At 66.4% G+C, this 25658-nt stretch carries 24 protein-coding genes; 16 read left to right on the plus strand and 8 right to left on the minus strand.

Features of this window, described 5'->3' with window-relative positions:
- The first annotated feature begins 13 nt into the window (after positions 1–13).
- The 5 genes from FX134_RS14200 to FX134_RS14220 all read left to right on the plus strand — a co-directional run bounded on the left by FX134_RS14200 (position 14) and on the right by FX134_RS14220 (position 6012).
- Entirely contained in the window at positions 14–637 is a 624-nt protein-coding gene (locus FX134_RS14200; RefSeq protein ID WP_080803401.1) for a cytochrome c3 family protein, read from the plus strand.
- 11 nt (positions 638–648) lie between these two features.
- A complete protein-coding gene (locus FX134_RS14205) occupies positions 649–2232 on the plus strand; it encodes an FAD-dependent oxidoreductase (RefSeq protein ID WP_172623507.1) in 1584 nt (527 codons plus the stop codon).
- Between the two features lie 233 nt (positions 2233–2465).
- Positions 2466–3635: a hypothetical protein gene (locus FX134_RS14210; protein ID WP_080803409.1), complete on the plus strand. Its 1170-nt coding sequence runs from the start codon at positions 2466–2468 to the stop codon at positions 3633–3635.
- Between the two features lie 238 nt (positions 3636–3873).
- On the plus strand, positions 3874–4350 hold the full coding sequence (locus tag FX134_RS14215; RefSeq protein WP_080803413.1) for a hypothetical protein: 477 nt from the start codon (positions 3874–3876) through the stop codon (positions 4348–4350).
- A 33-nt stretch (positions 4351–4383) separates the two neighbouring features.
- Complete coding sequence (locus FX134_RS14220) at positions 4384–6012, plus strand: FAD-dependent oxidoreductase (RefSeq protein WP_080803416.1); 1629 nt, start codon at positions 4384–4386, stop codon at positions 6010–6012.
- 78 nt (positions 6013–6090) lie between these two features.
- Here FX134_RS14220 and FX134_RS14225 read toward each other — a convergent pair whose 3' ends face one another.
- The 3 genes from FX134_RS14225 to murJ form a co-directional block, all read right to left on the minus strand.
- The gene (locus FX134_RS14225; protein ID WP_080803420.1) at positions 6091–7539 is read right to left on the minus strand and encodes a helix-turn-helix transcriptional regulator; all 1449 of its coding nucleotides are present in this window, start codon (positions 7537–7539) and stop codon (positions 6091–6093) included.
- 128 nt (positions 7540–7667) lie between these two features.
- A complete protein-coding gene (locus FX134_RS14230; protein WP_080803423.1) occupies positions 7668–8261 on the minus strand; it encodes a hypothetical protein in 594 nt (197 codons plus the stop codon).
- 36 nt (positions 8262–8297) lie between these two features.
- The gene (murJ, locus tag FX134_RS14235; protein ID WP_232050970.1) at positions 8298–10022 is read right to left on the minus strand and encodes a murein biosynthesis integral membrane protein MurJ; all 1725 of its coding nucleotides are present in this window, start codon (positions 10020–10022) and stop codon (positions 8298–8300) included.
- Positions 10023–10464: 442 nt separating this feature from the next.
- On the opposite strand from murJ, the gene FX134_RS14240 reads away from it, so the two are divergent.
- Complete coding sequence (locus tag FX134_RS14240) at positions 10465–11391, plus strand: NAD(+)/NADH kinase (protein WP_080803427.1); 927 nt, start codon at positions 10465–10467, stop codon at positions 11389–11391.
- Positions 11392–11495: 104 nt separating this feature from the next.
- Here FX134_RS14240 and FX134_RS14245 read toward each other — a convergent pair whose 3' ends face one another.
- Positions 11496–12272, minus strand: a complete 777-nt coding sequence (locus FX134_RS14245) for a hypothetical protein (protein ID WP_080803429.1) — start codon at positions 12270–12272, stop codon at positions 11496–11498.
- A 182-nt stretch (positions 12273–12454) separates the two neighbouring features.
- Here FX134_RS14245 and FX134_RS14250 point away from each other — a divergent pair, with 182 nt between their 5' ends.
- The 3 genes from FX134_RS14250 (at position 12455) to FX134_RS14260 (ending at position 14527) form a co-directional block, all read left to right on the plus strand.
- Positions 12455–13066 carry a helix-turn-helix transcriptional regulator gene (locus tag FX134_RS14250; RefSeq protein WP_080803432.1) on the plus strand — a complete coding sequence of 204 codons (612 nt, stop codon included), beginning with the start codon at positions 12455–12457 and terminating at the stop codon, positions 13064–13066.
- A 283-nt stretch (positions 13067–13349) separates the two neighbouring features.
- Positions 13350–13874 carry a flagellar protein FliS gene (locus FX134_RS14255; protein ID WP_232050971.1) on the plus strand — a complete coding sequence of 175 codons (525 nt, stop codon included), beginning with the start codon at positions 13350–13352 and terminating at the stop codon, positions 13872–13874.
- A gap of 71 nt (positions 13875–13945) precedes the next feature.
- A complete protein-coding gene (locus FX134_RS14260) occupies positions 13946–14527 on the plus strand; it encodes a hypothetical protein (RefSeq protein WP_080803441.1) in 582 nt (193 codons plus the stop codon).
- A 44-nt stretch (positions 14528–14571) separates the two neighbouring features.
- On the opposite strand, the gene FX134_RS14905 is transcribed toward FX134_RS14260, so the two are convergent.
- A complete protein-coding gene (locus FX134_RS14905; protein ID WP_232050972.1) occupies positions 14572–15543 on the minus strand; it encodes a hypothetical protein in 972 nt (323 codons plus the stop codon).
- Between the two features lie 7 nt (positions 15544–15550).
- Here FX134_RS14905 and FX134_RS14910 point away from each other — a divergent pair, with 7 nt between their 5' ends.
- Positions 15551–15922, plus strand: a complete 372-nt coding sequence (locus FX134_RS14910) for a hypothetical protein (RefSeq protein ID WP_232050973.1) — start codon at positions 15551–15553, stop codon at positions 15920–15922.
- Here the strand turns inward: FX134_RS14910 and FX134_RS14270 are convergent.
- The 3 genes from FX134_RS14270 to FX134_RS14280 form a co-directional block, all read right to left on the minus strand.
- On the minus strand, positions 15919–16545 hold the full coding sequence (locus FX134_RS14270) for an AAA family ATPase (protein WP_080803444.1): 627 nt from the start codon (positions 16543–16545) through the stop codon (positions 15919–15921). The two genes, FX134_RS14910 and FX134_RS14270, sit on opposite strands and share 4 nt — an antisense overlap.
- Positions 16545–16928: a helix-turn-helix domain-containing protein gene (locus FX134_RS14275; RefSeq protein ID WP_080803446.1), complete on the minus strand. Its 384-nt coding sequence runs from the start codon at positions 16926–16928 to the stop codon at positions 16545–16547. Before FX134_RS14275 ends, FX134_RS14270 begins: the two co-directional genes overlap by 1 nt.
- A gap of 213 nt (positions 16929–17141) precedes the next feature.
- Positions 17142–18623 (minus strand): DUF1846 domain-containing protein, encoded by a 1482-nt coding sequence (locus FX134_RS14280; RefSeq protein WP_080803449.1) that lies wholly within the window; start codon positions 18621–18623, stop codon positions 17142–17144.
- A gap of 236 nt (positions 18624–18859) precedes the next feature.
- Between FX134_RS14280 and xerD the strand changes: the two genes are divergently transcribed.
- From xerD to FX134_RS14310, 6 genes are all read left to right on the plus strand, one after another.
- Complete coding sequence (gene xerD / locus FX134_RS14285; protein WP_080803452.1) at positions 18860–19753, plus strand: site-specific tyrosine recombinase XerD; 894 nt, start codon at positions 18860–18862, stop codon at positions 19751–19753.
- Positions 19754–20312: 559 nt separating this feature from the next.
- Positions 20313–20777 (plus strand): division/cell wall cluster transcriptional repressor MraZ, encoded by a 465-nt coding sequence (locus FX134_RS14290; protein ID WP_080803459.1) that lies wholly within the window; start codon positions 20313–20315, stop codon positions 20775–20777.
- Positions 20778–20789: 12 nt separating this feature from the next.
- Positions 20790–21746, plus strand: coding sequence for a 16S rRNA (cytosine(1402)-N(4))-methyltransferase RsmH (rsmH, locus tag FX134_RS14295; RefSeq protein WP_080804098.1), 957 nt, complete (start codon positions 20790–20792; stop codon positions 21744–21746).
- An 87-nt stretch (positions 21747–21833) separates the two neighbouring features.
- Positions 21834–22304: a cell division protein FtsL gene (locus FX134_RS14300; protein WP_080803462.1), complete on the plus strand. Its 471-nt coding sequence runs from the start codon at positions 21834–21836 to the stop codon at positions 22302–22304.
- 151 nt (positions 22305–22455) lie between these two features.
- Positions 22456–24159 (plus strand): peptidoglycan D,D-transpeptidase FtsI family protein, encoded by a 1704-nt coding sequence (locus tag FX134_RS14305; protein ID WP_080803465.1) that lies wholly within the window; start codon positions 22456–22458, stop codon positions 24157–24159.
- Positions 24160–24168: 9 nt separating this feature from the next.
- Positions 24169–25656 carry a UDP-N-acetylmuramoyl-L-alanyl-D-glutamate--2,6-diaminopimelate ligase gene (locus FX134_RS14310; protein WP_080803469.1) on the plus strand — a complete coding sequence of 496 codons (1488 nt, stop codon included), beginning with the start codon at positions 24169–24171 and terminating at the stop codon, positions 25654–25656.
- Positions 25657–25658: the final 2 nt, after the last annotated feature.

A 25658-nucleotide genomic window follows, 5' to 3' on the forward strand; every position in this document is an offset into this window, starting at 1 on the left:
AGGAGGGAGCGACATGAACGAAACAGGGAGCGAGCGGTTCGTCGACGAGCCTCGGTCCGAACAGGGTTCGGGAGACGGAACGGGCAGGCAACCGAAGAAGCAGCCTCGAAAGGCGCTCGTTGCGGCGGCCGTCGTCATCGGCGTGCTCGTCGTCTGCGGCATAGGGTTCGCCGTCTGGCATGATCAACCGAGCTTCTGCAATGCCATCTGCCATGACCCCATGGACAGCTACGTCGAGGGTTACGAGTCGAGCGATTCGTCTTTGCTGGTAACCACCCACGCCAGAACGGGATCGAAATGCCTCGATTGCCACGAGGCGAAGCTCGACGAGCAACTGACCGAGGGCATGAAGTGGCTCAGCGGGGATTTTGAGACGCCCCTCGATTCATCCGATATCGGCAGCCGTGAATTTTGCCTCGAGTGCCACGGCGACGAGTGGGATTCCATTGTCGCCTCGACTGCGGACATGAAGGGCACCAAGACCGTCTACAACCCGGAAGGCCTTTACAATCCCCACGACAATCATCGTGGCGACGACAATTGCTCGATGTGCCATTCCATGCACGAACAGTCGACCTTGTATTGCGTGGAGTGCCACAACATCGAAGTGCCCGATGGATGGAACGGTTTCGAGTAGGAGGCTGCAACATGGCTCAGAATATTTCAAGAAGGTTCTTTTTGACCGGATCCGCTCTCGCGGGAGCTGGAATCATCGCGTCGGGAACGCTTGCTGGATGCAGTTTCGAGGGCGAGGCCTCCAAGCCCGCTCCTTCGGAGTTCTTTGAATGCGAGGTTCTCGTGTGCGGAACGGGCACAAGCGGGCTCTGCGCCGCGTCCCGCGCAGCGGAGCTCGGCGCGAAGGTCCTCTGCATCGACGCGCTCACCGAAAACGGGCTCGGCGGTAATTCGAAGTACGTGGAAGCGTGCTGGCGGCCAGCCAGCGAAGAGGTCATCGAGGGCTCGTACGCGGACATGATGGACTACCATAAAAACGCCGCCAATGCCCAGCTCGTTCGCCGTTTCTGCAATGAAGCGCTCGACGTGTTCGAGTGGAGCAAGAACAGCCAAGGCGTCCATTTCGCCGACGAGGCCGGCATCGAGTCCGCTTTGGCGAAGTCGCCCGCCATCAAGTACGCCGAGGACGAGGAAGGCGGCGTGAGCGCAGGCAAATTCGCGATACTCACCATGTACGAGTATTGCAAAAAGCTTGGCGTCGAATTCGCTTTCGATTGCAGAGCCGTCGAACTTGTTGCCGATGACGGTTCGAATGTTGTCAAGGGGGCCCTGTGCGAACGCCGCGATGGAACGCGCGTGCAGATAGCCGCCCAGGCCGTCGTTCTGGGAACCGGCGGATTCTCGGCCAACAAGGAGCTATTCGAGGAATTCACCCACTACAACTACGATTCGCTCATCCCTTACGGCACGAGCGGGTCTCAGCGCGGCGACGCCATCAACATGGGCCGTGCCCTCGGGGCAGCTTTGCACCACCCTGAGGCCATCAGCTTCTGCAGTCCCGTGCTCCCCGGGCACTTCAACAAGTCCGCGCTCGTGATCTGCGGCTGCAACCAGGCGGACACTATGTTCGTGAACGAGAAAGGCGTTCGATTCTGCGATGAGAGCTGCATTTCCGATTGGGCGCTTTCGGGGCTGATCGGCGCCCAGCAAAAGCATATTTTCGTGGTAGTCGACCAGGACTTCGTGAAGAAGATCGAGACGGAAGGCCCCGTCACGAAGCGAACCAATTATTTCAAGGCGAACGAGCCTGTTCCCGAGTTCGGCAGCGAGATAGAGGAGGCGCTCGCCAGGGATAACCCGCGCGTCGTGAAGGCCGATACGATCGCAGAGCTCGCCGAGGCGCTTGAGATCGATCCGCAAGCTTTGCAGGATACGGTTTCTACGTGGAACGGCGAGGTGGATGCAGGCATCGATAAGATGTTCCAAAAGGATCCGAAATATATGCGGAAGGTTGAAAACGGCCCCTTCTACGGTTTTAAGACCGTTTTGGCGTGGTACAACAGTGTCGGCGGCTTGAAAGTCGATACCGACTGCCGCGTCATCGGCTCGGACTTCGAGCCTATTCACGGCCTGTACGCTGCAGGTTCTGACGCGGGCGGGCTCTTCGGGTCGTGCTACGACGTCGTGGTCGCCCCGGCATCGTGCCAGGCTTGGGCGCGTGCGTCTGGCAAATGGGCTGCCGAACACGCCGTGAACACCTACCTGCCGAGTTTCTAGCTTCCGGCTCGGCGTCAACCGATTCCTCGCCCGCCCTCGGGCAAGCTGCATGCGTTGAGGGCGGGCGGACTTTTCTCTGTCGGGTGAAGGCCTGGCATTTGCATGCGGGCGGGAATCGCGGGACGTTCGTAACAACCTGGCTACTGCGGGTTTCGCGGGGGTGACGGAACGTTCGGCAGCGCGGGTGCGCGTGCTAGGCTCCTTGCACTGTCGTCGTTTCAAGGAGCCGTTCCATGTTCGCATCCGCTGCGTTTCGCACCCCGCGTCGCCTCGTTTTCTCCGCCGCCTTGCTCGTCGCGCTCGTCCTCGGCCTTCCCGGCGCGGCATCCGCTGCGACTGAGGGGCCGTTCGACGTCTCGGGGCCAAAGTCCTCGTACTTGTGGGACGGTTCGACGCTCACTATCTCGGGAGACGGCGTGGCTATCGAGGGCATGTCCAGCCCCGACGCTCCGGCGGGCGCGGTCGTCGTGAACGCGAACGTGAGCAAGGTGGGCATCGGCTCCAATGTGCGCATCGGCACGCTCACGGTGAAGCGATCTACCACGTTCGTCGTGACCGGGACGGACAACGAGGTCGTGCAGGTGGACACCGCGCGCGACGACGCCGTCGGCGGCGACGGCAAGATCACGCTGGAGACGGACGAGGCGGCCATTGACGTGTTCAACTCCGCCACTGTGCGCGTTGACGGTGAGATCATGGGCGCGTACGTCTGGCAGAAAGCCACGCTCGTTCTCGGCCCGCAGGCGAAGGTGACCGGCTCGATCACCGCCTTGGGCGGCATCCTCGACCTGTCGCAAGTGGCTATCGGCCAGCCCATTCCCGTCGGCGGCGTGTCCGTGGGCACCGAGGCGACGCTCGCCCTAGCCGCTCCTTTCGGTGCGACCGACCTCCATCAGCTGCTTGCCTACGATGATGACAGGCTCTTCGTGAACGAGCCCACGCCGGTGTATGAGGACGGCGAGAACATCGGCACGCTCAACAAGGACGGGTCGTTCAACATCACGGCTACGCGCGAGGTGGCGTTCGTCGGCTTCGACGGCGCACCGCTCGCCACCGAGACCGTGAAGCTGTTCGGCGCGGCGACCGCGCCTAAGGTGACGGCTCCCGACGGCTACGAGTTCGCCGGCTGGGACCGCGCGTTCGACTACGTGACCGAGAACATGACGGTGGCCGCCCAATTCGATGAGATCCCCGCACCCGCCCCTGCGCCCGACAACGGCGGCACGGCGTCGGGCTCGGCCTCGTCGAGCGAGCTCGAGCGTCCAGCCCTCCATCAGCGCGTCGCCTCCCAAGGCAAGCTCGCCAAGACGGGCGATCCCCTTGGCCCCAAGCTCGCCGTCGCAGTCGCCCTCGCCGCCGGCGCGCTCGTCGCATCCGGCGCCGCTCTCGCCCGTCGCAGGTAAAACCCCTCCCGCTGCACAAAACCCCTTCGTGCGAAAGCCAGCAACCGATCTGCATGCCCGTCCAGGCGCACCATGCTCCCTTCATCAGGCGTTTCACCCGAAGTAATCCTTTTCTGGTGAACTTGACCCGTACCTTGCGCTTCGTCATTTTCGTGTGTCGCGGCCACCGCCCGCTTCCCCCATCATGCGAGCTGCACCACAGGGTGCGAAGGGAGTTCACATCGAAGGAAGGGGAACCATGGAAGGATACGCCAACACGCAAAGGAAGACGGCCCGGGCGGGCCTCGCCGCGCTGGCGGCGCTCATGCTCGCGGCCATGCTGGGCCTGGCGGCCTGCGCAGGCGGCGGAGCGGGCGCGGGCGGCTCGGATGTCTCGACCGAGGACCGCACGAACGCCAAGCAGGTGATCATGGCCGCCGGCGACCTGTTCACGATGATGGACCTGGGCCTCACCGACGCCGACAGCCCGGCGACCATCACGCAGGACGACCCGGCCTACGCCGAGTTCTTCGACAAGCTGCTCCAGTACAAGAAGGTGGCCGACCTCGACGTGAAGGACGCCTCCCTCACGGTGTCCATCCAGGCCGTCAAAGCCAGCACGGCGCGCGAGGACAGCCAGCAGACGAACTACCGCTTCGCCGTCACCGACGCCAGCATGACGGTGAACGGCTCGCCCATCGCCTACAGCGCCGACAAGGGCTTTTCCAAGAACTAAGCGACGAACCTCGTATCGGATAGGAGCATCATCATGGAGAACATCTCTCGCAGGAACTTCGTCACCCTAGGCGCGCTCGGCGCGGCTGCGGCGGCGGTGGGAGGGCTCGCAGGCTGCGCGCCTCAGGCGAAGGCCGAGGCCGGCCCCGCAAACGCGGGCTCAGCGAAGCAGGGCACCATCAACAGCTCGGGCATCGAGGTGAACCCCGACGAGGTCATGGAGGTCATCCCCACCGACATCGTCATCGTGGGCGGCGGCTTCGCGGGCCTGGCGTGCGCCGTGCAGGCCGCCAAGAACGGCGACGACTTCATCTTGCTGGAAGGCCAGGCCACGCTCGGCGGCAACGGCCAGGGCGTGGAGGGCACCTTCGCCGTGGACTCGCGCTTCCAGAAGGAGCAGGGCGTCACGTGCGACCGCTCGGTCATCATGCAGGAGGAGCTGGGCAAGGCGCAGTGGTGCCCGAACGGCCTGCTGTACAAGGACCTCATCGACGCGTCGGCCGACAACATCGAGTGGCTCATCGACGAATGCGGCTGCCAGCTGGACGGGCTCATCGACAACTACCCGTGCGGCGCGACGTCGGGCAAGGTGGAGTCGTTCCACTGGTGGAAGGACGGCGCGGCCTACGTGGGCTACGTGCTGCCCCTGCAGCAGCAGCTGCGCGACGCGGGCGCCGACATCCGCCTGAACAACCGCGCGCTGGAGTTCAGCTACGACGAGTCCGGCAAGGTGAACGGCGTGTATGCCATCGACGCGTTCGGCGACCTGGTGCGCTACGAGGCCAAGTTCGTAGTGCTGGCCACCGGCGGCTTCGCCAACGACGACAAGCGGCTGCAGAAGCACGGCTTCAACCTTGAGACGCTCGAGCGCATCGGCACGCCCGGTCACTTCGGCGACGGCGTCAACATGGTGCTCGCGGCCGGCGCGGCCGAATTCACCGGCGTGTGCTACCTCAAGTACAACCGCATCAGCCACCAGGTGGAGGTGTTCGGCCCGCTGTGGACGGAGTTCTGCTTCGGCGGCCCGTTCCTCTGGGTCAACCAGGACTGCGACCGCTTCGTGGACGAGAGCCTGGTGTTCCGCGTGGAGAACCAGATCACGCAGTCCGCGCCCATCCACGAGCAGAACGGCATCGCCTACACGGTGTTCGACCAGGCCATCTTCGAGAAGCAGATCACCGAGGACAAGGCGAACGCCGACGAGTGGGGCGTGGACGTGGCCGCTCAGTGGGAGAAGATCATCGCCGAGGGCGACGACGGCTACCGCGCCGACACGCTCGAGGAGGTGGCGAAGCAGGCCGGCCTCGACCCGCAGGCGCTCAAGGCGGCGGTGGACGATTACAACGCCAAGTGCGCGGCCGGCGTCGACGACATCTTCGGCAAGGAAGCCGAGTACCTGCTGCCCATCCAGACGCCGCCGTTCTACATCGGCCGCATCCACGAGTGCATGGAGGGCCCGCTCGGCGGCGTGAAGACCGACCGCATGTTCCGCCCCGTGCTCGAGGCGGGCGGCGTGATGGAGAACGTGTTCGTGATCGGGCTCGACGGCATCATGCTCTACCGCGACGTGTACCCGATGGACGTGCCCGGCTCGGCCAGCGCCGAGTGCCTCAACGGCGGCCGCGTCGCCGCCAACCAGGCGCACGCGATGCTGAAGGGGTAGGGCGCGACGCGCAGAACCGCACAGCCAAAACCTCCTCCCTCCTTGGATGCGGGCCTGGCGACGATGCCGGGCCCGCTCCTATTCCTTGTACGCCTCGATGGCGTCGAGCAGCTCCTGGCGGCTATGCAGGTCGCACTTCGTGTAGATGTGGCGCATGTGGGTCTTCACCGTGTTCTCGGACAGCACCAGCATCTCGGCGATGTAGGGCGCGCTGCGGCCCTCGGCGAACAGCGCGAAGATGTCGCGCTCGCGGCTGGTCAGGCCGTGCGCGTCGGCGAAGCGGGCCAGGTGGTCGTCGCCCGCCGCCTCCGCGGCCGACCCCGCGCCGGCGGGGGCCTCTTCGCGCTGCCTGCGCCACACCGCCGTGCCGAGCCGCGTCAGCCCCAGCACCGCCACAAGCAGAAGGTAGCTCAGCACCATGAGCACCGCGTTGTTCGCCGCGCCCTCTCCGCCGCCCAGCGCCGTGCCGACCAGCTGGCCGATCAGGATGCCCGCCTGCTCCGCGCCCATCGCCACGGCGGCCACGCGCAGGGGCGGCGCGCCTGCGGCCTTCCCGTAGAACGCGATGAGCGTCCACACCAGGATGTCGAAGCCCGCGTAGCCGATGGGGATGAACACGCGCGTGAGGCCCTGCACGTCGCTTGTGTACAGGCCCACCGTCATGACCAGCACGCCGAACACCATGAACGTGAGGCAGACGTTGAACAGCAGTTCCCGATGGCGCGAAAGCTTGGTGAGGCTCGCCGCGAAGAACAGCAGCGCCACGATGCCGCGCAGGCCCACGATGTCGAACACGGTGCCCGGGGCGGCGTCGGCGGGCGTGAATATCTCGAAGCTGCACATGAGGCCGAAGGCGATGCAGAACACGAGGATGAACGCGGGGAAGCGCGCGTCGACCCCGGCGATGCGCGCGCGGGGTACGGGCGCGGGGGAGAGGGCGCCCTCGGACTCGTCGATGCGGTAGGGCGCGCGGTCCTGCAGCTTGAAGTCGGCCAGATAGAGCGCGCACGACAGCACCGGCAGCGCGCAGACGAACGCGGCCTCGGCGAGCGGCACGAACCCCTCCGCTACCAGGTTGATGACGAGGCCCAGCGCCCATGCGCCCGAGATGTGCGCCATAGCCTTGGCCGGCCCCTGGGCGATGCAGATGCGGCCCCAGGAGAGGTTGAACGCGGCCATGCCCGCCCCGCAGGCGACGGCGCCCGCAACGGCGACGGCCGGCAGCTCGGCGATCGATCCGGCCAGCACGCCGACGCTGCTCGCGGCACCGACCGCGGCGGCGAGGACAGTGGCGCGCACGTTCCATACCGCGGGGAAGCGCCGGGCCAGCGCGATGCCGCCGACGAACACCACGACGCTCGCGGCCAGCATGGCGATGAAAGCGGCGCGCACGAGCGCCGCCGAGGAGCCGCCGTCCGCGAGGTACAGCGACTCGCCGAACATGGCGCGGTCCATCCACGACCAGAAGAAGCCCGCGCCCACGATGGCGAGCCAAGAGGAAGAGCCGCTCAAAGCTTTGAAGTTCATGGCACCGTTTCCCGCTGAAAATTATCCAATGGGGGCATCATACACGATGCGCGCCGCTCCCCGGGCCAAGCCCGGCGGTTCAAACGAGCCCGGCTGCCGATCATGGAGGACCGAGCAGTCGGAACCGGCTACTGCGAGCTGCTCGGCAGGTGCTTTCTCGTCGCTCGGTGATAGCTTTTGATGGTGCTGTTCTCGAGGACCTCCGGATGCTCTTCGGCGAGCTTCAGGAACGCGCTGCTCAGGCCGTCCCAGTCTTGGATGCGTCCCGGCTCGTGCAGGCTCCACCCTTGCATGTCCTCAAGCCGCCAGTTCGATTTGAGCGAGTTGTTCAGCATCGACGTGGTCACGATGTTGACGTCATCATCCTTGCCTCCATTGGCGATGGGGTCGACGTGGTCCAGCGTGGGCGTGAGTTCCCAGTAGGCAATGTGCGCCTCCTTCATGCTCCAATGCGGGGTGAAGGGGAACGTTTCAGGGAGAAGAATGCTCAGGGTTCGCAAAAACCCAGGGTTGACGAGCTTCTTGCCGGAATACCGATCGATGAAGCCGTCGCGAACGGCAAAGCGCACGAGCCGGTCGGCGGAGCTCCGCCGCTTCTTCGGCTCGATCGGCTCGAAAGGGTACTCCGATTCGATCAGCGCGCCCGCGCCGTCGATGTCGCCCAAGAGGATGGCCGACGCCGCCTTCTTGAGGATATCCGCATGGTCTAGTCGCTCGTCCATCGGAGCCCCTTCCGTCTTCGCGTGGCAACCGCCGCCTTATCCCCGTCCCAGCTTGCCGGCCACCTTGCCCACGATGTTGCCCACGAAGGCGGCCTCGGGCACATGCAGCTTGATGGACAGGCCGAACGTCACCGCCAGGCTCACCAGGCCGCCGGCCACCACGTAGGCGAGCGCCTGCGGGATCGACCCCGACAGCGGCCCGACAAACGTCGTGAGCGCGAACAGCACGCCGCCGCCCGCCGCCGCGCCCAGCCCGCCGAACACGAGCGCCATGAAAAACGCCTTCGCCGTGGAGCGCAGCCCGAACGGCCCCAGGCGGCGGCGCAGGTACGCGAACAGGCACACGTCGGCCACCACGTAGAACAGCACCTCGCCCACGGCGATGACCTCGATGGGGAAGCTTTCCGCATGCGACGCGCCGAACATGGTGAGCGCCACCTGCGCCGCGCCCGCCACGAAGTTGAACGCCGCGAACACGCCCATCTTCCGCAGGCTCGAGAATATCTTCTGCAAATACGTGTTCACGCCGTACACCGGTAGCGCGAACGCGAGCACGCTCATGTACGAGGCGATGGACGCCACGTTCTCGGTGGTGAACGCGCCGGCGCGGAACACCGTGATGAGCGGCAGCGAGAACACCATGAGGTAGAGCGCGAAGGGCACCATGAAGAACAGTATCTGGTTGGTGCCGCTCACGATGCCGCGCTTCACGCCCGCGGCGTTGCCCTCGGCCTGCATGTCAGCCAGCTCGGTGAACATGGCCGTGGTGATGGGCACCGCCAAGAAAGAGTACGGCAGCGTGAACCACTGGCGCGCGTACAGCAGGATGGACGGCCCGTTGTCGGCGAAGCTGTAGGCCGCGGCGTTCTGCACCGACACCACCACGAACGAGCACGCCATGACGAACAGGGCGGGCACGCCGAGCGAGAGCGTCTCGCGCAGCGCCGGGTCACGCAGGTTGATGCGCGGGCGCAGCCGGATGCCGTTGCGGCGCAGCGCCGGCAGCTGGATGGCCAGCGCCACGAACACCCCCAGCGGGTTGCCGATGGCGATGACGTAGAGCGCCATATCGGGGTTGCTCGGCGCGAGCGCCGCGTACAGCAGGAACGACGCGATGACCACGATGCTCTGCGCCGCGGGCGCGATGGCTGACCACAGGTAATCGCGGTTGGCGTTGAGCAGCCCCGACACGATGGCGGTAGCGCCCGAGAACACGATCTGGATGGCGAAGAACTGGAAGAAGAACACCGACTGCGCCATCTCGCGCTGGTCGGAGTAGAAGCTCTGCGTGAAGATGAAGAACGAGGGGAACGCGATGCACAGCGCCGACACCACGGCCAGCACCGCCACCACGATGGTGAGCAGGCTCGAGGCGTACTCGTTGCCGGCCTTCTGCCCCAGCTTCTTCTTCACCGACATATACACCGGGAGGAAGGCCGTCACCAGGATGCCGCCTATCACCAGCTCGTAGAGCTGGGCGGGCAGGTTGTTGGCCACCTGGTAGGAGCTGGACAGCAGCGTGGAGCCCAGCGCGAAGGCCATGGTCCAGGTGCGCACGAAGCCCAGCACGCGCGAGATCATGGTGCACACGCTGATGAGCGCAGCGGAAGACCCCACGGCGGCCGCGTCGCCCTGGTCGGGCTCGGGCGCGTCCGTGCGCGCGAGCGCCGTCTTGTCCACGCCCGCGTGGCGGCCGACCACCGGCAGCTCGGCCGTGGAGGCGGGGTCGGCGCTGGCTCTTATACACCTCTCCGAGCCCACGGGACGGACTCCTATTCCGTATGCCGTCTTCTGCTTGAAAAAAAAAAACGCGGGGCGGGGTGGTGCGGTCGGGGCCCGCGTGGCGCCCGCCGATGCGGATCTCGGCCGTCTCGCCCGGAGCGGCCGCGCGCAGGCGGGCCTTCGCGCTCGCAGGATCCAGGCGCGGCTCGGGGCGGGGCACCCCCCGCTGGGCCACGGCCGCCGCGGTGGCGGGGCGGGCGAGTCCGGCGTGGCGTCCTCCCCCGAATATCTCCGACGTCGAGCCGGGGTCGGCCGCGCGCGCATGCGACGCCGCACGCTGCGGGGCCGCGCTCGGGCGCGCGGATGCCGGTTCGTCAACGCGCGTGTGTTGAGCTCGTGCGAGCTTGTCGGGCATGGAGGGACGCTTTCTGGTGCTTCGGATATAATGGCCCATCATAGCAAACCCGGAAAGAAGACCCTCATGCGCATCCTCATCGTACGCAATAATTCCAACTCGCAGGCCGTGGACGCGTCGCTTCTGCTCGCAACGTACCTGGCCACGCAGGGAATGGACTACACGCTGGTGGACTCCTCGGAGCTGTCCTGCCGCTGCGACCACGAGGAGCTCAACGCGGCGCTGGCCGCGGGCGTGGATGTGGCCGTGGTGCTGGGCGGCGACGGCACCATCCTGCGCACGGCCCGCCAGATCGGCACATCGGGCGTGCCCATCCTCGGCATCAACTTCGGGCGGCTGGGATTCCTGGCCAACTCGAGCGACGAGGGCGTGGTGGCCGTGGTGGCCGCCGCGCTTTCGGGCGACGTGGTGGCCGAGCAGCGCGCGAACCTGCGCATCGACGTCGTGTGCGAAGGCGAGCCCGACCCCTGGGGCGACGAGGAATGTCATCCTGAGCGAGCGGAGCGAGCCGAAGGATCCCGTGCGGCGCCAGCTGACGAGCGTCCGTGCACGTTCTTCGCCCTCAACGAGCTGGCGGTGACGCGCGGCGCGAACGGCCGCATCATCGACTTCAGCTTGGGCATCTCGGGCGCGCACATCGCCGATATGCGCGGCGACGGCCTGGTGGTGGCCACGGCCACGGGCTCGACCGCCTACGCGCTCTCGGCCGGCGGCCCGCTCGTGGCGCCCGGCTTCGGCGGCCTGGTGGCCGTTCCGCTCGCGCCGCACACGCTGCATTCGCGCGCCATCGTCACGGCCGCGAACGACGTGGTGGAAGTCGACCTGTCGAAGAACCGCGACCCGCGCGAGGCCACGCTCTTCGCCGACGGAGAGCTGCTGGCCTTCGACCTCCCCGTGCGCCGCATCTACGTGAGCCGCGGCGAGGCCCCCACCGTCCTTCTGCGCTACCAAGGCGAAAGCTTCTACGAGCACGCCTCCAAGGTGTTCTTCTAGGGCTTTTGCTGCAGTCCACGATCTTCGCTCCAAAAACACGCCTCAGCGCATGAGGCATGTTTTCGGAGCGAAGATCGGGCGCGTTGAAGAGAGCTGCCGAAGCGTTACAGCCAGAGGCGGTAGGCGGTGCCGGTGTCGTAGTCGACGATCTGGAGGCAGAAGGCGGACGGGTCGAGGTCGTCGAAGGCGCCCGGATCCTTGAGGTTGTTCGCGTTCACCTTGAACGGCAGGACGACCTCCTGCGACTCGCCGGGCTGGATTTCAAGCAGCTCGTCGCGACCGTAGTTCTCGTTTGCGAATACAAACGCGTCATCGAGCACGGCTCCCGCGCTCAGGCTGTCGTCGATGCCGGCAAGTTCCTCGCTCCACAGCCTGGCGTTCCCGATGGGCAGCTTGTACCATTGCGTGATGAGGCTGTCGGAAGCGTTGGTTATGGACACGGTGACCGCGATAAGCTCGCTGTCGTCGTACACCGGGCGATACGTTCCCGCGTAATCGGGGTGCCATTCTGCGAAGCTTTTCGTCGAGATGGTCTTCACTTCCCGTACTTTGAGGTCGATGTCGAGGCAGTCGTATTCCCACATGCCCGATTCCTCGAGGGCGTTCACCAGCTCACGCGGCATTTGCTCGACCTCGCTCGGACGCCCTTCGTAGAGGCTGCCTTGGGTGATGTCCCTCAGCTGGAGCGTGGATCCCGGATCAAGGTCGATGACCTCCCTCGTCTCGTAACCCGTCTCCGTATACAGCCCTTCGCCGACGGGCGGTTCGGGAATGCGCGGCTCGCCGGGGATGTAGCGGCCCACGAACCAGCCCATCACGAGCGCGACGGCGATGAGGCAGACGGTTCCTATGGCGATGCGAATGCTGCGTGCGTTGCTCATGACGGCCTCCTTTGGCAAGCGCCGATCGGGCGGCGCCCGATCCGATCTGGATCGAACCTATCATTGCACGCCGCATGGCCGCAACGGTGATTTATTTCACCCCTGCGTCGAACGGAGTTGCATGCTATCGTTGTTTCGGCGGAAGGGCGCGGAAGGCGCGCGGGCTCGAAAGGCGGACCGACATGACCGACATACTGGCGACGGCGGCGATCCTCGCAGGCGTGGGCGCGACGTTCTGCGGCGCATGCCATGCCATCGCGCGCGCCGCGTATTTCGACGGCCCCGCTCAGGCGGACCTGCTGCTCGCCTTCTTCCGCGTTATCGTATTCGCCGCCGGGGTCATCGGGTGCCTCGCACTCACCGACTTGCATGGCGAAAGCGCTGCGGCCCTGTTCGCCGTCGTGCTCTGCATCGTCGCGTTCGCGGCGGGCGCGCTGATGTCGCGGTCGTGGCGCGCGGCGGAGGAGCGGGAGCGCTCGCGCGTGGCCGAGCTGCGCTCGCTCGTCGACCGCCTGCGCACCGAGGAGGACTCCGTCGAGGCCCGCTGCGCCCGGGCCGCGCGCGCCTTCGACCTCACGCGCCGCGAGGAGGACATGCTCGGTCTTCTGCTGGAGGGCCGCACCCGCGCCGAGATCGCCCGCGAGCTGTTCGTGTCGAGCAACACGGTGAAGACGCACATCCGCAACCTCTATCGCAAGATGGGCGTAGCGGACAAGGATGAGCTGGTCGAGACGCTCGCGCCGGAGGGCGGGGGCGCGGCGATGCGCATCAACACCACATCATCCTTAAAATAGGATAAGCGGTCGCTCAACTCCCAATTGACGGTTTCACGACGCCGAGGTATGGTTTGCTATGCAAGTTCTTTTGCCTCGGCAGAAGGGCCAGAGCATAGGAGCCTTACGTATGAGCACGCCAGACAGTCAGAGCACGCAGAGCCTTCCAGTAGACGACACCGAAGCGAACGCCCCAGATGGGTGTGGCTCGCGCGTCGATTCTGCCCCGGCATCTGTCGAAGCGAACTCCGTAGCCGGAGCGTCTGACTCGCATTCCCCAAAAGCCAGCGCCGCCGCAGAAGCCGTGAAGAAGTCCGGCAAGACCCTGGGCGTGTCCAAGCACGTGGTCGCCGGTATCGTGGCCGTGCTGGCCGTGGCCGGTGCCGTGAGCGCGGGCGTGTTCCTCACGCAGAACCCCTCGGTGGAGGACTGGTACGACTCCACCGCCTCGCAGGGCCAGTTCGAGGGCAAGTCGAAGGAAGAGATCCAAGCCGCCCTCAACGAAGAGGTGGCGAAGGGCATGATGAACATCTCCATCGCCGCCGTAGTCACGTTCCCCGATGGTGCGTCGGAGGGCGAGGCCCGCATTGAGAACATCGCCGCCAACCCCATGGACCAGAAGGTCACGATCACCTTGAAGGATTCGGGCGAGGCGGTATACGAGTCCGGTGCCCTCGCGCCTGACCAGCATATTCAGACCATCAAGCTGTCGCGCGACCTGGAGCCCGGCGAGTACGCCGCCGTGGCCACGTTCACCGGGTACGATAGGGAGACCCATAAGCAGACCGGCCAAGCGGCCGCCGAGATCACGTTGCGTATCGAAGGCTAAGATAACCTTCGACAAGAGATAGTGCGAGCATGTCAGACAACGTAAGGGCACATCAGGAAAGGAACGGTACCATGAAGAAGATCGAGTGCGTCAAGAGGGGAATCGTCGGCGTGTGCGCAGCGACATTGCTGACAGGATTGTGCGCCGGAAGCGCGTTCGCGGCGGCCTCATCGACCGAGCCGGCCCAATGGGATGCCGTGAATGCGAGCAACCAAGGTAAAACCGAGGTTAGCGCTGACGTTGACGCACAGGTACAGGCGACGGTTCCGATCTCCTTCACGGCAGCTGTGAACGCAGATGGAAGCTTCACGCTGCCGAACAATATTGAGCTGAGGAATGCAAGCACCTTGGCAAAGGCTCACGTTTCGGCTATTAGCGTAACGGAAGTTTCCGGCAAGCTCATTGCCAGCGGTGCCACTGCTGCCGATCCGAACAGCGTGAAAATGACTGTCAACAGCTTCGACCTGTCTACAGCAAGCTCATTCGCTGCAACTGCCGCCGGTTGGGAAATACCGGCTGCGACCAATGCGAGCACTCCCGGAACGCTCCCGTTGACCTTTGCCGGAACGATTGCCAATCCGTCCCAAACGGGTGCGATCCACCTGTTCGATATCACGTGGACTGTTGCTTTTGGCGGTACACCGACAGCCTAAGGCGCTTGCATGGACAGATGACTGGTCGAGCCAAATATCACACGTCAACCCGCAAGGCCGCGCTGAGGTTCAGCGCGGCCTTGGGCCTTTGTTTGCTGCTGGTTGCCGGCGTGCTGTGGCCGGTGCCTTTGTCGTTTGCTGCTTCGGAAGCGGCTTCTGGCGAAACCCCTCCTTCGGTAGAAGCCGCTCCCGAAACCGCACCTGACAACACGGCGGAGCAGCCTCCCGTCGACGACGCGGACAACGTGATCGTCGAGACGCCCTCGGCCGAGCCCGTGCCGCCGGCTGCTCCGGCCGAGCCTCCCGTCACGCCCGTCGTTCCCGAGCATGAGAACGCCTGGTCCATCGGGCTCGACGAGGCTTCCTCGGTGGTCGCCGAGCTGTGGGACGACGGCACCTTCGTCGTGGACGGCGCGGGCGACACCCTCGCGTTCGCCTCGGCCGACGAGGTGCCCTGGCTCGCGGCCGGCGTGGCCGACGACATCAGGCGCGTCGTGTTCGCCGACGCGGTGGAGCCCGCCAGCCTGGCGCACTGGTTCGAGGGGTGCGCGAACCTCGAGGAGGTCGCGAACGTCCCGGCCGGCGCGACGGACGTCACCCGGCTGTTCTTCGACTGCCCGAAGCTCGTGGAGCTGCCCGACGACTTCGCCTTCGCCCCCGACGCGAAGGCCGAGGAGGCGTTCGGCTTCGAGAAGCTGCCGGCAGAGCCCTTGGAGACGGCCTACTCGGGCACCGACGAGAACGTACTCGCCTACGCCTGGAAGCTCGACGGCCGCGCGCTCGTGGACCCGCTCGCGCCCGAGCTCCCCCCGGTCGAGGAGCCGGTGGAGCCAGAGGCCCCGCAAAACGATGCGCAAGCGCCCGAGGGCGACCCTGTTGAGGAGCCGGCGGAGGAAGCCCCCGAAGAAGAACCGGCGCCCGAGGAGCATCCTATCGAAGAGGCTCCCGAGCCGGAGCCCGATTTTGTAAACGACCCAGCCCGCCCCCCCGCGGGTCCCCACCCCCTTCCCTCCCATGGCCCCCATGGGGGGGGCCGGGGCCGCCCCGCGTCCGCCCCCCCCCCCCGTCACGGTGGAGAACCGCTCCGAGCGCGACGTGGCCATCGTGGGCGCCCGCCTCAAGCGCGCCGATATGGACCTGCCCGGCGGCTCGTGGTCGCTCTCCGCGCAGAACGGCCTCGCCACGTACGTGACCGACGCGCGCTTCACGCCGCTCGGTCTGGAGGTTCCCTTCGATGCGCCGGTGGTGCTGCGCGCCGACGGCGACCGCATGAGCCTGGTCTGGTACAGCGAGTTCTCCGACTTCGGCATGAAGCAGCTGGTGGGAGCCGTAGCCGACGCGGGCGACGCCGACTTCATCTACGGCACCATGATCTGGATCGTGGCCGCCGCCTAATCTTCCCAGCCAGCCCAAGCGTCGGCTGCTATCAGCCGCTGCATGATCTCGTCGGGCCACGACACGTCCATAGTCTCGAACTCGTATCGCACGAGATCCCCGCGCGCGATACGGGCGACGGGCTTCAACAGATAGGTGTTGTCGAAGAGGAACGCCTCGTCGCACAACGGCACCGCTTTCACGAGGTTGTCGAAAGAAGAGCGGGCCCTTCTCCTCACCGTTTCCGGATCCACCCCGTGGCCGCCGAGCTCCGTGCGCCTCTTGATGCGGCGGTTCGCTATCTCGGGATCGTCCACGCCTACGTAATAGAGGGTGATCGCGAATCCCCGTTGTCTGGCCGAGGAGATGGTCCTCATGATGGAATGGCCGGTCAAAGTAGATTCTTGGTTGAAGCTCGTCCGCGACTCCAGGCAGGTGCGGACGAGTTCGAGCGCTTCGCGGCCCGCGCGCAACTGCGCCGAGCGATCCGCCCAATCCCATCCATGGGCGACGAGGATCTCGTCCGAGTTGACACGGGGCATGTCCTCCGAAACGCTCGTGCGATCCCATAGCCCAGACTTGAACAAGGTCGATTTGCCTGCGCCGTTCACTCCTGCGAATAGGATGTAGCGAGGCGCCGCCATCAGAACACGCCTTGCTCGATGAGCTCGCGCTGCCTCTGCTGGAGGAAGAAGGTGGACACCGCCACGTAGAAGCTCTCCTCTTCGCGGCTTTCGGCTTGGCTGAGGAACGCGGAGTTGAACGCCCCCGACAACGTGGAGCGGCATTCCTCGTAAAGGCGGCGCGCGGTTTCGATGTCGCAGGGAGGCGGCGACTGCACCGCGGCGCTGCCTTTCCTCGGTCGTCCTGCGGCGGGCCGGGCGCGCAAGCGGCTCTCGACCGACCGTTCGGACACCGCCCACGTGCGCCCGATCTTCGTCCCTTGGAGCACCTGCTTGCCGAGCATCGCGCGCACCCGCGGCTCGGACACGCCGAGTCGCGCTGCCGCCTCCTTCGTGCTGAGCATCGAGCCTTCCTTTCGCCGCCTCATGTTCTTGTTCCTATTAATTATATCGTAATCGCAATAATTCCGCACTCGTACACGCGCAGAAAGCACGCGTGCCGGCGGACGCGGGGTCCGCCGGCACGGCACGTCGGTGCGCATTGTCGCCCGAAACGTACGGAATAGCGCCCGAAAACGTACTTTTCGGGCGACAGTGCGCGCGTCGCGAACGGCCGCCTACTTGTGGTAGTACCGGTGCTGCTCGTACTTGGGCTCGCAGCAGACGTTGATGCCGAGCGTGCGGTAGAGCTTCTCGTCGGTGGCCGACAGGATCACGCTGAAGAACGCGTCGCATCCGCGCAGCCCGTTCACGCTGTCGATGAGCTTCGCGGCCAGCGGGTCGGTGGCCGAGCTGATGGAGAGCGCAATGAGCGTCTCGTCGGAATGCAGGCGCGGGTTGCGCGAATGCAGCTGGTCGGTCTTGAGGCGGCAGATGGGCGTGATGGCCTCGTCGCTGATCACGTCGATGTCGTCGTCCACGCCGGCCACGCCCTTGAGCGCGTTCATCAGAAGCGACGACGCCGCGCCCAATAGCGACGACGTCTTGCCGGTCACCACCGTGCCGTCGGGCAGCACCATCGCGCCCGCGGGGCCGCCGGTGGTCTCCTCCTTCAGCAGCGCGGCCGAGCGCGCGGGGGAGAGGCTCGCGTTCACGCCCGCTTGGTTCATCAGCAGTTCCAGCCGTTCGAGGCGCTCCTGGCCCGCGCCGGTGCGCTTCACCTCCACGGCGGTCTGGAAGTAGCGGCGCACGATCTCCATCTTGGCGGCGTCGCGCACGGCCTCGTCGTCCACGATGGCGTTGCCGGCCATGTTCACGCCCATGTCGGTGGGCGACTGGTACGGGCTCTCGCCCGAGATGCGCTCCATCATGGCCTTGAGCACGGGGAATATCTCCACATCGCGGTTGTAGTTCACCGTCGTCTCGCCGTAGGCCTCCAGGTGGAAAGGGTCGATGGTGTTCGCGTCGTCGAGGTCCACCGTGGCGGCCTCGTAGGCGATGTTCACCGGGTGCTTGAGCGGCAGGTTCCACACGGGGAACGTCTCGTACTTGGCGTAGCCGGCCGCGATGCCGCGCGCGTGCTCGTGGTAGAGCTGCGAGAGGCACGTGGCCATCTTGCCCGAGCCGGGGCCGGGCGCCGTCACCACCACCAGCGGGCGCGACGTCTCCACGTACTCGTTCTTGCCGTAGCCCTCGTCGCTCACGATGTGGTCGATGTCGTAGGGGTAGCCGGCGATGGGGTAGTGCAGGTAGCTCTTGATCCCCAGGCTGTCGAGCCGCTTGCGGAACGCGCCGGCCGAGGGCTGGTTGGCGTAGTGGGTGATCACGACGCCCGAGGTGGCGAAGCCCACGGAGCGGAAGATGTCCATGAGGCGCAGCACGTCCTCGTCGTAGGTGATGCCCAGATCTCCGCGCACCTTGCTCTTCTCGATGTCGTTGGCGTTGATGGCGATGATCACTTCGACGTCGTCGGCGAGGCTCTTCAGCATGCGGATCTTGGAATCGGGCTCGAAGCCGGGCAGCACGCGCGCGGCGTGGAAGTCGTCGAAGAGCTTTCCGCCGAACTCGAGGTAGAGCTTGCCCCCGAACTGGTCGATGCGGTTGCGGATATGCTCTGCCTGCAGCGCGATGTACTTGTCGTTGTCGAATCCGATGCGCATGGGTTGGCCGCGCCCCTTCCTTGATGTCGATGCGGTCCGCGCGCCCGGCAGGGCGCACGTCGCTGCCAAGTATAGCGCATCTGCGCGCCCCGTTTCGCCGTCGTGTCGCCTGCGGGGCCGAGCGCCGAAGCGGCGGGCGTGCTATCCTGTTGCCTGGCGCCGCACGTACGGCGCGGATGTTTCACGTGAAACATCCGTTCGCGGCGCGAGGACGGTCCGACGACGAAAGGCGGCGCATGGAGGAGCTCTGCGGGGAGTACCTGGCCCACCTGCGCGTCGAGCGCGGCAGCTCGCCTCTCACCGTGGAGGCCTACGCTGCCGACCTGCGCGACTACCGGGCCTTCCTCGAGGGGATCGGCATCACGCGGCTCGAGGACGTCGACCGCGACGCGGTGGTGGCCTACGAGGCCGACCTGCTCGAGCGCGGCTATGCGGCCTCGAGCGTGGACCGGCGCGTGTCGGCCCTCAAGGGATTCCATCGCTTCTGCGTGCGCGAGGGCTTCACGCGCAAGAACCCCGCCGCCACCATCCAGCTGCCGAAGGCGCCCGAGCGCCTGCCCGACGTGCTGTCGGCGGAGCAGGTGGAGGCGATGCTGGCCGAGCCGCCCGAACGCGAGCCGCGCGCGCTGCGCGACCGCGCCATCCTGGAGGTGCTCTACGGCTGCGGCCTGCGCGTGAGCGAGTGCACGGGGCTCGATCTGGGCGACGCGGTGCTCGACGAGGGCTTTCTGCGCGTGGTGGGCAAGGGCGGCAAGGAGCGCGTCTCGCCCATCTCGGGCGCGGCCCTGCGCGCGCTGTCCGACTACCTGGGCAACGGCCGCCCCGAGCTGGTGAAGCCGTACGCGCGCCCCACGGCGGCCGTGTTCCTGAACGCGCGCGGCGGGCGCCTCACGCGCCAGAGCGTGCACGCCGTCGTGGCCGCGGCGGGCCGCACGATCGGCGTGGAGAACCTGCATCCCCACACGCTGCGCCACTCCTTCGCCACCCACATGCTGGAAGGCGGGGCCGACCTGCGCGTCATCCAGGACATCCTCGGTCACGCCGACATCTCCACCACCCAGATCTACACCCACGTGAGCCGCGCCCACCTGCGCGAGGAGTACCTCGCCGCCCACCCCCGCGCGCACTAGCGCGGCAGGATGACGGCCCGTGCATATGTTTCACGTGAAACATCGGGAGCTTCAGCACGGATGTTTCACGCGCGGTCCAGCTGCCCCGGTTCGCGTGCAGCAGAGGGGCGGCGGTCGTCGGGCTGTGGCGGCGACGGATGCGTGGGGCGAAGTGGGCGAGCCGCCCCTTTTCTCCCACTTCGTCCCCCGGCGGGATGCGGCGCGCGAGGGAATCCCAGGTCGCCCACTATCGTCGCAGGTCAGACGCTTGCGAGGCGGGCAGCGGCGGCGACTCGGCCGCGGGCGGCAACGGCGTCTCCCACATATTTCGCATAATTGGACGGCTCCCCGGCGGCTTTCGCCAGCTTTCCCATATCTTGTGGCCTTGCCGCGCGCTTGAACCAACATCTAGAGCCCAAAGATCCGCGCGCCCGTTTCCGCTGGATAACGGGGGGTTCAACGGTGGGTTTCAGGAGGGTGCAAAACAGCCCAAAAAGTCGAATTGTGTTGCGAAGTGGGGTGAAGTGGGGTAGAATTCGCAACATCGAAAGGCCGCAAGAGGCGCGGCGGGAAGGAACACATGGCTGAAGGCGCCGACAACGTGGTGAACATGAATGGCAAGTTTCGCCACAAGGTGGATGCCAAAGGCCGTATGTCTTTGCCCGCGACGTTTCGCAAGGCTCTTCCGACCGATCTCGTGGTGACCATCGACCCGTTCGACGAATGCCTGCGCGTGTACGTGGTGGATGCATTCAACGACTGGGTTGAGCAGGTGTTCGTGGACGCGTTCCCGGAGGGGTACAAGTCCAACGACCGCCAGCACGTCAGGCTGCGCTCCGAGCTGAAGGGCCGCGCGGACGACGTGAGCGTCGACTCGGCGGGGCGCATCATGCTCCCGGCCGACCAGCGCGCGGCGGTGGGCATCGATAAGGATGTCGTCGTGATAGGCAACACGGGCTACTTCGAGATCTGGGATGCAAAGCGCTATGACGAGCCCGACGAGGACGTGGACCTCAAGGTTCTGTTCCCCGGACGCAAGTCGTAAGGCGTGAGCATGCTGACAAGCGAATATCGGCACATACCTGTCCTTCTCGCCGAGTGCCTCGAGCATTTGACACTCAAACCGCAGCACACGTTCGTGGACGCAACGCTCGGCGGGGCAGGGCATTCCTTCGAAGCTGCCAAGCGCATCGGGCGCGAGGGCACGCTCATCGGCATCGATCAGGACGAGGTGGCGCTCGCCGCCGCCCGTCGCAAACTCGGGACGCTGCCTGATGACGTTCGCCCTCGCCTCGAGTTCGTGCGCGGCAACTTCGGAGATATGGACGAAGCGCTTCTGAGCGTGGAGGTTCCCGGCGTCGACGCGATCCTGTTCGACCTCGGGGTCTCCTCGGTGCAGATAGACACGCCGTCTCGTGGCTTCTCCTTCAAGGAGAACGGCCCTCTTGATATGCGGATGGATCCGGGCAAACAAACCTTAACCGCGAAAGAGATCATCGACACCTACAACGCAGCAGATCTCACCCGGGTCATCCGTACGTACTCCGACGAGAAGTGGGCGAGCCGCATAGCCGACTTCATCGTCCGTGAGCGCCAGACGCGCCCCATCGAGACGAGCGGGCAGCTGGTCGACCTCATCAAGGCGGCCATCCCCGCGTCCGCGAGACGCGCGGGCGGGCACCCGGCGAAGCGCACGTTCCAGGCGCTGCGCATCGAGGTGAACGGCGAGCTCGACGTGCTCGAACGCGGCCTGGACGCGGCCGTCCGCTGGCTCAACCCCGGCGGCAGGCTCGTGGTGATCAGCTACCACTCGCTGGAGGACCGCATCGTCAAGGAGACGTTCCAGAAGTTCGCCAACCGTTGCACCTGCCCGCCCGACCTGCCGGTCTGCGCGTGCGGGAAACAGCCGATACTCGATATAGTCACCCGCAAGCCGGTCGTACCGACCGCCGAGGAGATAGAGCGCAACCCCCGCGCCCGCAGCGCCAAGCTGCGCGTCGCGCAGAAACGCTAGCGGCCCGCACCGCCGCCGCGATAACAACCGAAAAAGCCCCGCCGAACGACCACCGAACGCAGCCGAAACGAAGAAAGGGGGTTGGGCATGAGCGCAGCACCGGCGTACTCGTACTATCCCGAACGCATCGAGCGCATCCCCGAGCGCGCCCCGCGCGAGCGCATCAGCGTCATGCCGGGCCGCGGCCCGCGCACGCAGGCCCCCGCCCTCCCCGCGAGCGTCGTCTTCTTGGCGAAGGCGCTCGCCGCCGTGCTCTTGGTGGTGGCCGTCGTGGGCGTCGTGCGCATCGGCTTCACGGCCGCAACCGTCACCACGTCCATGCAGTCCCAGGAGCTCTCGAGCCAGATCGAGCAGGCCCGCGCGAGCGGCGCCGACCTCGAGGTGTCCCAGAGCCTCATGGCCAGCCCGGCCCGCGTGAAGCAGGAGGCCGAGGCGCTCAAGATGTCCGAGCCGGCCTCGGTGGGCACCATCGAGCTCGAGCAGGACGTCGTGGCAACCGACGCCGAGGGCGACTTGTCCCTGTCCGGAAGCGTGGCGCGCGCGGCCGCCGGGGCGTAGCGCCGTGACGGATCGATCCCACAGGCCGCGAGAGGGCCGCGCCTCCTCCCGTCGCGGCCACGGAAGCTCGCGCGCGGACGTCCGCGCCACCCGCTCGCACGCCTCCCGCCAGGGGCGCTCCCCGCGCGCATCGGCGCCGCGTCCGCCGCGCATGCCGCAGGCCGCCTTCGCCGAGGACTCCAACCGCGCGTTCATCCCCATCGTCATCTTCGCGGTGCTGGCCGTCCTGTTCGTCGGGCGCCTCGCGTGGCTGCAGGTGGTGGCCGCGCCCGCCCTCGCCTCCGAGGCGGAGCAGGCGCGCACCCAGCAGTACTCCATCGAGCCGAGGCGCGGCACCATCTACGACCGCAACGGCACAGTGCTGGCCACCAGCGTGGACGCCTACACCATCTACGCCGACCCCACCGAGGTGGAGGACGCCAACGCCACGGCGGAGGCGCTCGCCGGGGTGCTCGGCGGCGAGGCGGCCGATTACCTGACCCAGCTCACCGCGTCGAACACGCGCTACGCCGCGCTCAAGGAGCGCGCCGACATCGCGCTGGGCGACCAGGTGGGCGCGCTTGGGCTCAAGGGCATCCACCTCAAAAACGTCACCCGCCGCGAGTACCCCAACGGCCGCGTGGGCGGCCAGGTGGTGGGCGCGTGCAAGGTGGACGTGGACGAGGCGTCCAACTACGAGTACTACACCGGCATCTCGGGGCTCGAGCTGTACTACAACGACATCCTCTCCGGCGAGGCTGGCTACTACGAGGCCGAGCGCGGCCCCCAGGGCGAGCCCATTCCCGGCGGCGAGCACGTGGTGCAGGCGGCCGTGGACGGCCAGGACATCATCATCTCCCTCGACATCGAGCTGCAGCAGGCCGTGGAGGACCGGCTGGTCGCCGACGAGGGGGGCATCATGGCGGGCGGCGGCAGCGCCGTGGTCATGGACGGCGAGACGGGCGAGATCTACGCGGCCGCGTCGCTTCCGCTGTTCAACCCGGCCGACCGCACGGACATGGAGGAGGACGCCCCCAAGCTCAAGTGCGTGACCGACCTGTTCGAGCCGGGATCGATCTTCAAGTCGGTCTCCACGATGGCCATCCTCGAGACGGGCACCATGCAGCCCGACGACGAGCTGTTCTGCCCGGCGACGATCGAGGCCGACGGCTACGTGATATCCGACGCCCACGAGCGCGGCGACGCCACCTTCACGCTGCGCGACATCCTCGACCAGTCGTCGAACGTCGGCATCTCGCTGGCCACGGAGAACATGGGCTTCGACGAGCTGTACAACCATATCCTCGCGTACAACCTGAACGCGCTCACGGGCGTTGACTACCCCGGAGAGCAGATAGGCTACCTGCTCGACTTCGACCGGTGGAGCCGGGTGCAGGCCTACAATGTGGCGTTCGGCCAGGGCATCTCGCTCACGCCGCTGCAGATCACCCGCTTCTACGGCGCGCTCGTCAACGACGGCGCGGAGTGCACGCCGCATTTCCTCATCAGCAAGCCGCAGTCCGGCGAGGTGGTGGAGTACCCCACCCAGCAGGTCATCGAGAACAAGGAGGCCATCCCCACGATGACCGACATGCTGAAGACCGTGGTCACCGACGGCACGGGCAAGCAGGCGGCCATCGAGGGCTACAGCGTGGCGGGCAAGACCTCCACCGCCGAGATCTACGACGAGGAGACGAAGGGTTACAAGAAAGGCGTCTACAACCTGGCCTTCACCGGATTCCTCGCCGACACCACGGGACCGCAATTGGTTTGTTTTGTGGGTGCCAACGAGGTTCCCACCGACGGTGTGGTCACGCCGATTTTTAAAGATATAATGGCTACTGCCATCGACCGATTCAAGATTCTGCCGGAGTGAGGAAGCGCCATGGGTAAGACCTGCACGGAACTGTTCACGGGCATCGACTGCACCGTCATCGGCAACCCCGACGACGAGGTGGGCGGCATCGCCTACCGCAGCGACCGGGTGCAGCCGGGCGACGCGTTCTTCTGCATCGTGGGCTTCACCACCGACGGCCACTCGTTCGCGCAGGACGCCATCGACCGGGGCGCCAAGGTGCTCGTGGTCCAGCGCAAGGTGTACCTCGCCGACGCCACGGACGTGACCGAGGTGGTGGTGAAGGACACCCGCAAGGCCATGGCGGCCGCCGCGGCCAACTTCTACGACCACCCCTCCGACGCGCTCTCGCTCGTGGGCATCACCGGCACGAACGGCAAGACCACCACCACCTACCTCGTGGAGCACATCGCGCACGTGGCTGGCAAGCGCACGGGCGTCATCGGCACCGTGGGCGTGCGCATCGGCGGAGAGGTGGAGAAGACGGCCCACACCACGCCCGAGTCGCCCGACCTGCAGCAGCTGTTCGCCCGCATGCGCGACGAGCGCTGCGACGTGGTGGCCATGGAGGTGAGCTCGCACGCGCTCGACCTCGACCGCACCTGGGGCACGCGCTTCGCCGTGACCGCGTTCTCCAACCTCACGCAGGACCACCTGGACTACCACCACACCTTCGAGGCGTACTTCGAGGCGAAGGCGCGCCTGTTCGGCAGGGACTACCCGGCCCGCCGCGTCATCTGCATCGACGACAAGTGGGGCCGCGAGCTTCTGCGCCGCTGCTCGGTGGCCGAGGACAGCATCGTCACCACCGGCTTCGACCGCTCGGCGCAGATCCATCCTGTGGACGTGCAGTACGCGCCCACGCACACCACGGTCACGCTCGACGTGCGCGGCAGCCGCCATACCTTCGACTACCCGCTCGTGGGCAGGTTCAACGTGGAGAACGTCATGTGCGCGTTCGGCATCGGATTGCAGCTGGGCTTCTCGGCCGACGTGATCGTGGAGGCGCTCGAGGAGGCCCCGCAGATCCCCGGCCGCCTCGAGCGCGTGAGCGCGCCGCACGACGGCGGCGTCTCCGTGTTCGTGGACTACGCGCACACCCCCGACGCGCTGGAGAAGGCGCTCGCGTCCATCATGGCGCTCACGCCCGGCCGCACCATCTGCGTGTTCGGCTGCGGCGGCGACCGCGACGCGTCCAAGCGTCCCATCATGGGCAAGGCGGCGCTCGCGGCCGACCATGCCGTGGTGACGAGCGACAACCCGCGCACCGAGGATCCGGACGCCATCATCGCCGACATCGTGAGCGGCATGGGCGGCGGCGTTGGCCGCTTCGACGTGGAGAGCGACCGCCGAGCCGCCATCGCGCTGGCCATCGCGCAGGCGCAGGCCGGCGACTCCATCCTGGTGGCGGGCAAGGGGCATGAGGATTACCAGCTGGTAGGAGACGCGGTGCTCTCGTTCGACGACCGCGTGGTGGCCGCCGAGGAGCTTGAGCGCGCCTTCGGCGAGGGACGGTAGCG

The sequence above is a fragment of the Arabiibacter massiliensis genome, assembly GCF_902386925.1.
GTDB lineage: Bacteria > Actinomycetota > Coriobacteriia > Coriobacteriales > Eggerthellaceae > Arabiibacter > Arabiibacter massiliensis.